General features: G+C 43.0%; 7 protein-coding genes. 5 read left to right on the top strand and 2 right to left on the bottom strand.

Annotated elements, in window-relative coordinates; translation table 11 throughout:
* Positions 1-619 precede the first annotated feature (619 nt).
* From B4H32_RS05235 to sucD, 5 genes are all read left to right on the top strand, one after another.
* Entirely contained in the window at positions 620-3,460 is a 2,841-nt protein-coding gene (locus B4H32_RS05235) for a 2-oxoglutarate dehydrogenase E1 component (protein WP_004764006.1), read from the top strand.
* A complete protein-coding gene (odhB, locus tag B4H32_RS05230; protein ID WP_286800525.1) occupies positions 3,460-4,668 on the top strand; it encodes a 2-oxoglutarate dehydrogenase complex dihydrolipoyllysine-residue succinyltransferase in 1,209 nt (402 codons plus the stop codon). Before B4H32_RS05235 ends, odhB begins: the two co-directional genes overlap by 1 nt.
* Before the next feature lie 58 nt (positions 4,669-4,726).
* Positions 4,727-6,160, top strand: a complete 1,434-nt coding sequence (gene lpdA / locus B4H32_RS05225) for a dihydrolipoyl dehydrogenase (RefSeq protein ID WP_286800521.1) — start codon at positions 4,727-4,729, stop codon at positions 6,158-6,160.
* A gap of 136 nt (positions 6,161-6,296) precedes the next feature.
* Entirely contained in the window at positions 6,297-7,463 is a 1,167-nt protein-coding gene (gene sucC, locus B4H32_RS05220; protein ID WP_004764001.1) for an ADP-forming succinate--CoA ligase subunit beta, read from the top strand.
* Between the two features lie 14 nt (positions 7,464-7,477).
* Positions 7,478-8,368 carry a succinate--CoA ligase subunit alpha gene (sucD, locus tag B4H32_RS05215; protein ID WP_004681499.1) on the top strand — a complete coding sequence of 297 codons (891 nt, stop codon included), beginning with the start codon at positions 7,478-7,480 and terminating at the stop codon, positions 8,366-8,368.
* A gap of 91 nt (positions 8,369-8,459) precedes the next feature.
* Here the strand turns inward: sucD and B4H32_RS05210 are convergent, their stop codons facing one another.
* Both B4H32_RS05210 and B4H32_RS05205 read right to left on the bottom strand, forming a co-directional pair.
* The gene (locus tag B4H32_RS05210; RefSeq protein WP_004763998.1) at positions 8,460-10,166 is read right to left on the bottom strand and encodes a flotillin family protein; all 1,707 of its coding nucleotides are present in this window, start codon (positions 10,164-10,166) and stop codon (positions 8,460-8,462) included.
* Between the two features lie 30 nt (positions 10,167-10,196).
* Entirely contained in the window at positions 10,197-10,808 is a 612-nt protein-coding gene (locus B4H32_RS05205; RefSeq protein ID WP_286800517.1) for a YqiJ family protein, read from the bottom strand.
* Between the last annotated feature and the right edge of the window lie 2 nt (positions 10,809-10,810).

Raw genomic sequence — 10,810 nt, 5'->3', positions numbered from 1 at the left:
TAGGTCGGGGAGGATGTCAAGATTAAGTCAAATAATAAAAACAAATATAAATCGGGTAGTTGCTTTATTTTTAGGCATTCTGCGTGGTGTTTGTGCGAAATTTGTAGTGAATCTTTAACTTTGGTCGATATAAGGTGCAACTTTTAGAAAAAGGGCGGTATATTAGAATATAATTGAATGTGTGTATTTCGCTGGTTTATGAATGGTATGTGTCAAAAAAATCAATTCAGACTTGATTACATGATAGGATTTCACCCAGTAAATGAAAGCAAAAAATAAGCATATTCCTGATGTTATCTAAAAGTAACATTGCATGAATTTATGCAAATTACTTTTAAAAAGTCAATTTAGAAAAGTTAAAAAATTATTTAATTTTTCTAAAATGATTTGCAAAAAATTGCTCGATTTCATCGAGTATGAAAATGAGTTATGTGCTTTGAATTGAAAGTGCATGGCTCATTTGTTACATCAAAGGGAATACTCCTGATGTGTAGTAATAATGTCTCAGGGTTGGATGATCTTGGGTAGTAGTGTCTCGTTACCAATTTGACGCTATGAATCATGGGTATGCTTAAAAGGCAACCTGTATTATTTTTTGCAATAGGAAATGGGTCCAAAAATGCAAGAAGTTGCTGACGCACTGCGTCTTGACACTGAACTTTCCGCTGATAGTGCAGCGTATATTGAAGAGCTTTACGAACAGTACCTAACTTCTCCAACCTCAGTGTCAGAGGATTGGCGTGAATATTTCGATAAATACCCTAAAGGTGATCAACCACACGGCAGTGTGCGCGAGCAATTCCTCCTTTTGGGTCGTAATTCAAACCGAGTTCAACCTGTTGTACAAAGCACTGTAAGTACAGAACATGAGCGTCGTCAAATTGGTGTATTACAACTGATCGCTGCTTACCGCAACCGTGGTCATCAAAAAGCCAAACTTGATCCATTAGGTCTTGCGAAACGCGAAGAAGTTCCAGATCTTGATTTATCTGCACATGGTTTAACTAAATCTGATTTAGATACTGTATTTAATACAGGTAACCTCGCGATTGGCAAAGCAGAAGCGACATTGGCTGAAATGGTTGAGGCAATGGAGGCTATCTACTGTGGATCAATTGGTGCAGAGTATATGCACATTGTTGACACTAAGGAAAAACGCTGGATTCAGCAACGTTTAGAGGGTGCGCGCGGTAAATTCAATTTCAGCGCTGATCAGAAAAAAGGCTTTCTGGAGCGTTTGACGGCTGCTGAAGGTCTGGAAAAGTATCTGGGTAATAAATTTGTTGGCGCGAAGCGTTTTGGTGTTGAAGGCGGTGAGTCCTTTATTCCAATGGTCAACGAAATCATTCAGCGTGCAGGTAGTGTAGGCTGTAAAGAAGTTGTGATCGGGATGCCACACCGTGGTCGTCTTAATCTGCTTGTCAACATTATGGGTAAAAACCCTGCCGACCTTTTTGGTGAGTTTGAAGGCAAAAGCCTGCACAAAAAAGGTTCTGGCGATGTGAAGTATCATCAGGGCTTCTCTTCAAATGTAATGACACCAGGTGGTGAAGTGCATTTGGCACTGGCATTTAACCCATCGCACCTTGAGATTGTGGGACCTGTGGTTGAAGGTTCGGTGCGTGCGCGTCAGGTTCGCCGTAAGGATATCGGTGGTGATGATGTTTTACCATTGATTGTTCATGGTGATGCGGCGTTTGCAGGTCAGGGTGTGAACATGGAAACTTTCCAGATGTCACAGACTCGTGGCTATACGGTTGGTGGTACTGTTCATATTATTGTGAACAATCAGGTTGGTTTTACCACTTCTGATCCACGTGATGCCCGTTCTACCGAATACTGTACCGATGTTGCAAAAATGATTCAGGCACCGATCTTCCATGTCAATGGGGATGATCCTGAAGCTGTAATTTTTGCGACTCAAATCGCCCATGACTTCCGTCATGAGTTCCGTAAAGATGTTGTCATTGATCTGTTCTGTTATCGCCGCCGTGGTCATAATGAAGCGGATGAACCATCCGCAACACAGCCATTGATGTATCAGATCATTAATAAAAAAGCCACCACGCGTACACTTTATGCTGATCAGTTGGTTCAACAGCAAATTCTTGATCGTGCAAGTGCAGACAGAATGGTTGAGGATTACCGCGCTGACCTTGAAGCAGGCAATCATGTTGCGAACGCATTGGTGACTCAGCCGAACAAGAAGATGTTTGTGGACTGGTCTCCATATCTGGGTCATGAATATACTGATATTTGGGACACATCATTTAATATTGATCGTTTGAAAGAACTGGGGAAAACCTTAAATACTTTGCCTGAAGGTTTCGTATTGCAGCGTCAGGTTCAGAAAGTCATTGATGATCGGATGAAAATGCAAACGGGTGAAATGCCACTCAATTGGGGAGCTGCTGAGACACTGGCATACGCAACCTTGCTGGATGATGGCTTCCTTGTGCGTATCACAGGTGAAGATGTGGGGCGTGGTACTTTCTCTCACCGCCATGCGAAACTACATAACCAAGTTGATGGTTCTGTTTACATCCCGTTGTGTCACATTAAAGAAAATCAGCCACGTGTTGCGGTGTATGACTCTTTATTATCAGAAGAAGCTGTGCTTGCTTTTGAATATGGTTATGCAACCACTCTACCGAAAAGCTTGATCGTTTGGGAAGCACAATTTGGTGACTTCGCAAACTGTGCGCAAGTCGTGATTGACCAATTCATTGCTTCTGGTGAAACCAAGTGGGAGCGCGTATGTGGTTTAACTATGTTGTTACCACATGGTTATGAAGGTCAGGGACCAGAGCATTCATCTGCACGTCTGGAGCGTTTCTTACAGCTATGTGCTGAAGACAACATGCAGGTGATGACACCAACAACACCAGCACAGATTTTCCATGCGCTACGCCGTCAGGCGGTTCGTCCAATTCGTAAGCCCTTGATTGTCATGTCACCAAAATCATTGTTGCGTCATAAGCTTGCAACCTCGACTTTAGATGAGTTGGCAAATGGTTCATTCCAGACTGTGATTGATGAAATTGATAACATCAATAAAGCTGATGTGACGCGTTTAGTCCTTTGTGGCGGTAAGGTTTATTACGATTTACTGGAAAAACGTCGTGAGCTTGGTTTGGATCATATTGCGATTGTTCGTATCGAACAGTTGTATCCATATCCAGAACAGCGTTTAGCTGAAGTCATGGCTCAGTATCCAAACATCCAGGAACTTGTCTGGGCGCAGGAAGAACCGAAGAATCAGGGCGCCTGGTTATTTATCGTTCCTCGTCTATACGAAGATGTTCTTAAATCTGGTAAACAAATTCGCATTAGCTATGCAGGCCGTGAAGCATCTGCCGCACCTGCCTGTGGCTCACCATACTTGCATGCAAAACAACAAGCTCAGCTCGTCAATGACGCACTAGCAATTGAAGCTGAACAATCAGGAGATTCTCAATAATGGCAACCGAAATTAAAGCACCGGTATTTCCAGAGTCAGTTGCTGATGGTACGATCGCAACCTGGCACAAGAAAGTAGGTGAACCTGTATCACGTGATGAAGTGATCTGTGACATTGAAACCGATAAAGTTGTTTTAGAAGTGGTTGCTCCAGCTGACGGTAGTTTAGTTGCAATCATCAAAAATGAAGGGGACACTGTTTTATCTGATGAAGTGATCGCACAGTTTGAGGCGGGTGCTGTTTCTGGTGCTGCCGATACTCAGGCAGTGCAAAGTGCAGCGCCTGCTCAGGTGCAGCAGGCTGTTGAAAATACTCAAGCAGGTGCGGCACCAGTAGTTGCCGTGCAGGATCAGGCTCCTGCTGTTCGTAAGGCATTGTCTGAAACAGGTATTAATGCGGCTGATGTACAGGGTACAGGTCGTGGTGGTCGCATCACGAAAGAAGATGTTGCCAGCCATCAGGCTAAACCTGCTGCATCAGTTCAACCATTAAGCGTGGCTGTAGGCGAACGTATCGAGAAACGTGTTCCTATGACTCGTTTACGTAAGCGTGTTGCTGAGCGTTTATTGGCAGCTACACAACAGACTGCAATGTTGACAACGTTCAACGAAGTGAACATGAAGCCAATCATGGAAATGCGTAAGCAATATAAAGATGCTTTTGAAAAGCGTCATGGTGCGCGTTTAGGCTTTATGTCTTTCTTTGTTAAGGCTGCCACTGAAGCGTTAAAACGTTATCCAGCGGTTAATGCATCGATTGATGGTGATGATATCGTTTATCACGGTTTCTATGACATTGGTGTAGCGGTTTCTTCTGACCGTGGTCTGGTTGTGCCAATTCTCCGTGATACTGACCGTATGAACTATGCCGAAGTTGAGAATGGCATTGCTGGTTATGCTGCGAAAGCACGTGAAGGCAAGTTGTCAATTGAAGAAATGACGGGTGGTACATTCACGATTACCAATGGTGGTACATTCGGTTCATTGCTTTCAACTCCTATTTTAAACCAGCCACAAACTGCGATTTTGGGTATGCATAAAATCCAGGAACGTCCTATGGCGGTGAATGGTCAAGTTGAAATCTTGCCAATGATGTATTTAGCGCTTTCTTATGACCACCGTTTAATCGATGGTAAAGAAGCTGTCGGTTTCTTGGTAACAATCAAAGAATTGTTAGAAGAACCAGCTAAACTCATTCTTGACCTTTAATACTAGAAATATATCTCCCATATAAAGTAATCCTTTATATGGGACTTTGGAGATAAAAATGTCTCAACAATTTGATCTTGTTGTTATTGGCGGTGGCCCAGGTGGTTATGAAGCGGCAATTCGTGCGGCTCAACTTGGCTTTAAAGTTGCGTGTATCGAAAAACGTATTCACAAAGGTAAGCCATCTTTGGGTGGTACCTGTCTAAATGTGGGCTGTATCCCATCTAAAGCACTGCTTGACTCTTCCCAACGCTATGAAGCAACCGTTCACGAACTTGCTGAACATGGTATCACCACAGGTGAAGTTAAATTTGATCTAGACACTTTGTTGGCACATAAAGACAAAGTTGTAGATCAATTGACGGGTGGTGTTGCGCAATTACTGAAAGGTAATGGTATCGAGTGGTTACAAGGTACTGGTAAATTACTTGCAGGTAAAAAAGTAGAATTCACACCGTTTGAAGGTGATGTACAGGTTTTAGAGCCTAAATATGTGATTCTTGCGACTGGTTCGGTTCCTGTAAATATTCCTGTTGCTCCTGTAGATCAAGACATTATTGTTGATTCTACTGGTGCTTTAGAATTCCCAGAAGTGCCTAAGCGTCTTGGTGTCATTGGTGCAGGTGTTATCGGTTTAGAGTTGGGTTCAGTATGGCGCCGTCTTGGTTCAGAAGTTGTTGTGTTTGAAGCATTAGATGCGTTCTTACCAATGGCGGACAAAGCATTGGCGAAAGAATATCAAAAAATCTTGAAAAAACAGGGTTTAGATATTCGTATCGGTGCCAAAGTTTCTGGCGCTGAAGCGAATGGCCGCGAAGTAACGGTTAAATATAACCAGGCTGGCGAAGACAAAGAACAGGTTTTTGACAAGTTAATTGTTTGTGTAGGTCGTAAAGCCTATGCGGAAGGTTTATTGGCAGAAGATTCAGGCATTAAACTGACTGATCGTGGTTTGGTTGATGTTAATGATCAGTGCCAGACATCTGTTGAAGGTGTTTATGCGATTGGTGACTTGGTACGCGGTCCAATGCTTGCACATAAGGCAATGGAAGAGGGTGTAATGGCAGTGGAGCGTATCCACGGTCATGCTGCTCAAGTGAACTATGACACCATCATCAGCATAATCTATACCCATCCAGAAGCAGCTTGGGTGGGCTTAACTGAAGAGCAAGCCAAAGAAAAAGGCCATGAAGTGAAAGCAGGCCAATTCCCGTTTGCGGTGAATGGTCGTGCATTGGCAGCTGGTGATACGGCTGGTTTTGTGAAATTCGTTGCTGATGCGAAAACAGACCGTCTTTTAGGTATGCACGTTGTGGGTCCTAATGCATCTGATATCGCACACCAAGGCATGATTGCGCTTGAGTTTGTTTCTTCTGTGGAAGACTTGCAATTGATGACTTTCGGTCATCCAACATTCTCTGAAGTGGTGCATGAAGCCGCTTTAGCTGTAGATGGGCGTGCGATTCACGCGATTCAGCGTAAACGTAAGTAAACAAAAAGTGTGGTTCGCCACACTTTTTTAAATGATGGTGATTGGTTTTATAAGGCAATCATTTACTCAATATGTAGCAGTCTGGTTTTAAGAATATTTAGGCTGTACCACAATAAACAACATAGTAGGTAACTAAATGAACTTACATGAGTATCAAGCTAAAGCGTTATTAAAAAAATATGGCATGCCAGTACAAGAAGGTATTTTGGCAACAAATGCAGATGAAGCCGTTGCTGCGTTTGAACAGCTTGGTGGTAAATTCGCTGTAATGAAAGCGCAGGTTCATGCAGGTGGCCGTGGTAAGGCTGGCGGCGTTAAAGTTGCGAAATCAAAAGAAGATGTAATCGAATTTGCAAACAACATCATTGGCACTCGTCTTGTAACGTATCAAACAGATGCAAGTGGCCAGCCAGTGAACAGCATTATTGTTGCTGAAGACGTTTATCCAGTTGAGCGTGAGCTTTACTTGGGTGCGGTAGTAGATCGTTCTAGCCGTCGTATCACTTTCATGGCTTCTACCGAAGGTGGTGTAGAAATCGAGAAAGTTGCAGAAGAAACGCCAGAAAAAATTATCAAGGTTGAAGTTGATCCACTCGTTGGCTTACAACCATTCCAAGCGCGCGAAGTTGCGTTTGCTTTAGGTTTGAAAGACAAGCAAATCGGTCAATTTGTAAAAATCATGTCTGCTGCTTATCAGGCATTTGTAGAAAATGATTTTGCATTATTTGAAATCAATCCACTTTCGGTTCGTGAAAATGGCGAGATTTTATGTGTAGATGCAAAAGTTGGTATCGACTCTAATGCGCTTTACCGTTTACCAGAAGTTGCTGCTTTACGTGACAAATCGCAAGAGAATGAGCGTGAATTAAAAGCATCTGAATTTGACCTTAACTATGTTGCTTTAGAAGGTAACATCGGTTGTATGGTGAATGGTGCGGGTCTTGCAATGGCAACGATGGATATCATCAAACTTTATGGTGGTCAGCCTGCAAACTTCCTTGACGTTGGTGGCGGTGCAACCAAAGAGCGCGTAATCGAAGCGTTCAAAATCATCCTTGCTGATACGTCTGTTCAAGGTGTTTTAATCAACATTTTCGGTGGTATCGTACGTTGTGACATGATTGCTGAAGCAATTATTGCAGCGGTTCAAGAAGTAAATGTCACTGTACCCGTTGTTGTTCGTTTAGAAGGGAACAACGCTGAGTTGGGTGCGAAATTACTTGATGAATCTGGTTTGAAATTAATTTCTGCGAACGGTTTATCTGATGCCGCAGAAAAAGTTGTAGCTGCAGTTAAGGCGTAAGGGGAGTATCAATCATGAGCGTATTAATTAATAAAGACACTAAAGTATTGGTACAGGGTTTTACTGGTAAAAACGGTACTTTCCACTCTGCACAAGCTTTAGACTACGGTACAAAAGTTGTGGGTGGTGTTACTCCAGGGAAAGGCGGTACGACTCACCTTGACCTACCAGTATTCAACACAATGAAAGAAGCTGTACGTGAAACAAATGCAGATGCATCTGTTATCTATGTACCAGCTCCATTCGTTTTAGATTCGATCGTTGAAGCGGTTGATTCAGGTGTTGGCTTAATTGTTGTGATCACTGAAGGTGTTCCAACCATCGACATGCTTAAAGCTAAACGTTACTTAGAAACTAACGGTAACGGTACGCGTTTAGTTGGTCCTAACTGTCCAGGCGTGATCACTCCAGGTGAATGTAAGATTGGTATTATGCCTGGCCATATCCACCAACCAGGTCGTATTGGTATCATCTCACGTTCTGGTACATTGACTTATGAAGCTGTTGCTCAAACAACCAAGCTTGGTTTAGGTCAGTCTACTTGTATCGGTATCGGTGGTGACCCAATCCCAGGTATGAACCAGATTGAAGCGCTTCAATTGTTCCAGGACGATCCAGATACTGATGCAATCATCATGATCGGCGAGATTGGTGGTACAGCGGAAGAAGAAGCTGCTGAATTCATCAAATCTAACGTGACTAAACCAGTTGTAGGTTATATCGCTGGTGTAACTGCACCGAAAGGTAAGCGTATGGGTCACGCAGGTGCGATCATTTCTGGTGGTAAAGGTACAGCAGAAGAGAAATTCGCTGCATTTGAAAAAGCAGGTATGGCTTACACGCGTAGCCCTGCAGAGCTTGGTTCAACCATGCTACAAGTTTTGAAAGAGAAAGGTTTGGCGTAATTCGTTGATTTTAATCTTTAAAGAACCCTGATGAAAACATCAGGGTTTTTTATTGTCATTTAATAAGTCTCAGTTTGAGGATATAAAACACTTACTCCGCTTTTGGTTTCAATCCTTGAGTTAAACCATTAATATCACCACCTTGTAAGCCAAGTTCACTCATTAAGCTATCAATCAAAGGGGCTTGTGAACGATAGCGTAGGGCGCTATTCACAACCTGATCAGACAAAGAGGTTTGGGTGTTTTCAACTGTTTCACCTGATACAGAACCACCTGCAAAACCATTTAAACCATTGACCTGTAAAATCTTGATGTCATCAATATTTTCCATTGGTTTAACGCTTTCACGGATAATTTCAGGTAAGTGTTTGAGCAAGGCTAAACGAATTTGCATTTCCACCTGTTCAGCAGAAAGGGTATTGGCTGCTTCATTCACTGCCCGAGCACCCTCTGCATCGACTTGATATTGTTTCTCCAATGCCTGAGCAAGCAGGATTTTGGCATCCGCTTCACCTTTGGCTTTTAAACGTACTTTTTCAGCCTCGGCTTCTGCACCAATTCGTATTGCCTCGGCTTCATCAGCAGCCGCTTTTTTACCTGCATCGGCAGCAACGGTAATGGCAATTGCTTCTTTTTCAGCGGTTTGTTTAGCAGCAACCAGTTCAACCGCTTTTTGACGTTCCGCACGTTGTGTTTCACGCACAGTCACAACTTCTTCCTCGGCTTTTACTGCTTCGGCGCGGGCTTTATCTGCTTGGGCTTTGGCTTCTGATTCGGCACGGGACTTTTCTGCAATAGCAATGGCACGATCCTGCTCTGCAAGTTCAATGGTTTTCTTCTGCTCAACCTGCGCTTTTTGAATGAGCTGAGCTTTCTGGATATTTTCATTTTCCACATCACGAGCCGAAGCAATACGTTTGATTTCAACTTCACGTTCAGCAGCAATACGGGCTTCTTCTGCTTCACGCTTTTTAGCTGCTTCCTGCGCTGCAATTTCAGCACTTTGTTCCGCTTTACGAATTGAGATTTCACGTTCCTGTTGGAGCTTGGCATATTCCTCTTCACGAGAAATTTGTAGCCTTGCCTGTTCAGCTTGCAGATTTTTTGCACGAATCGCCAGGTCAGCATCCTGCTCAATGTCGTTACGCTTTTTACGGCGATCTTCAATGGTTTCGGTCAACTTGGTTAAACCTTCAGCATCAAAGGCATTTTGTGGGTTAAAGAACTTAAAGCTGGTTTGATCTAAACCAGTCAATGAAACGGTTTCAAGCTCTAAACCATTTTTAGACAAATCTTCTGATACCACCTGTTGAACTTTCTGTACGAAATCAACACGCTTTTCATGCAGTTCTTCCATCGCCATTTCAGCGGCAACGGCACGTAGGGAATCAACAAATTTGCCTTCAACCAAGTCTTTCAATTCCTGAGGCGACATGGTTTTACGACCTAGCGTTTGTGCCGCAGTTGCAATGGATTCACCTGTTGGTTTTACCCGAACATAAAACTCAGCCATGACATCCACCCGCATACGGTCACGGGTAATCAGTGCCTGATCAGCAGCACGTTTGACTTCCAGACGCAAGGTGTTCATGTTTACAGGAATAATTTCATGCAATACAGGCAGAACGATTGCCCCGCCATTTAAAATCACTTTCTCCCCACCAAAACCTGTACGCACAAAAGACACTTCCTTGCTGGAACGTGTGTACAGGCGAGCAATAATAATCCCTATAAAAATCAGTGCCGCAAAAATAACACCTGTAATAATTAAAATTTCAGTCAATGCTGAATTAAACATTTAAATGCCCTCGTATCATCAATATAAAAATTAAACCGAAATTGCCTGAAAACCAATCTTGGTTCTCTGCGTCAAAATAACCTCTTGTCCTTGCTGAAAAACAATGTCGAGTTCTGGTTCAACCAAAACATAATGGGTTTGACCAAACTGGTCTTTCACTTTGGCCTGTGCAGGGGAGTTGGGTTTAGCATCCCCTAAAATGATTTGGGCTGTCCTACCGATCAAGTCTTCACTATAAATAACCGTGGTTTCATCTTTGGGAATAATCCTGGCGATGAGCGCAGCACTGATACGCACGACAGGCATACACAGAAACACACAGGCAGGTGCAATAATCCATGCAGACAGGTAATTTTCGGTTAGGTGGAAGAAGATATCCTGAATGATCAGGCCCGTTAGTGCATATACAGTTAAGAAAATAATGAGCCAGATCAGTAAGGGAACCTTGCTTAAATACAGCCATTCCAATAACTGGGTAAAGAGATTCTCTGGATGATCCACTCCGACATCGGCATGGTCTACATCGGTGAGGCTATCTGGTAAAAACTGTTCGAGAAAACTTGAGCTACCCCCAAACAGCAGCAAGATGAATTCAAGTACGCCAATAAACAGGCATAGCATTAAAGCAATACTAAAAACAATAT

The organism is Acinetobacter sp. UBA2063, assembly GCF_002333245.1.
Classification (GTDB): Bacteria; Pseudomonadota; Gammaproteobacteria; order Pseudomonadales; family Moraxellaceae; genus Acinetobacter; species Acinetobacter parvus.
The sequence above is the reverse complement of the archived record's forward strand: the minus strand, read 5'-3'. Positions and strand labels throughout refer to the sequence as shown.

What these genes read in the sequence shown, in the direction of transcription:
- B4H32_RS05235 (WP_004764006.1), top strand. Translation starts at nt 620, where the DNA reads ATGCAAGAAGTTGCTGACGCACTGCGTCTTGACACTGAACTTTCCGCT.
- sucD (WP_004681499.1), top strand. Translation starts at nt 7,478, where the DNA reads ATGAGCGTATTAATTAATAAAGACACTAAAGTATTGGTACAGGGTTTT.
- odhB (WP_286800525.1), top strand. Translation starts at nt 3,460, where the DNA reads ATGGCAACCGAAATTAAAGCACCGGTATTTCCAGAGTCAGTTGCTGAT.
- lpdA (WP_286800521.1), top strand. Translation starts at nt 4,727, where the DNA reads ATGTCTCAACAATTTGATCTTGTTGTTATTGGCGGTGGCCCAGGTGGT.
- B4H32_RS05210 (WP_004763998.1), bottom strand. Translation starts at nt 10,166, where the DNA reads ATGTTTAATTCAGCATTGACTGAAATTTTAATTATTACAGGTGTTATT.
- sucC (WP_004764001.1), top strand. Translation starts at nt 6,297, where the DNA reads ATGAACTTACATGAGTATCAAGCTAAAGCGTTATTAAAAAAATATGGC.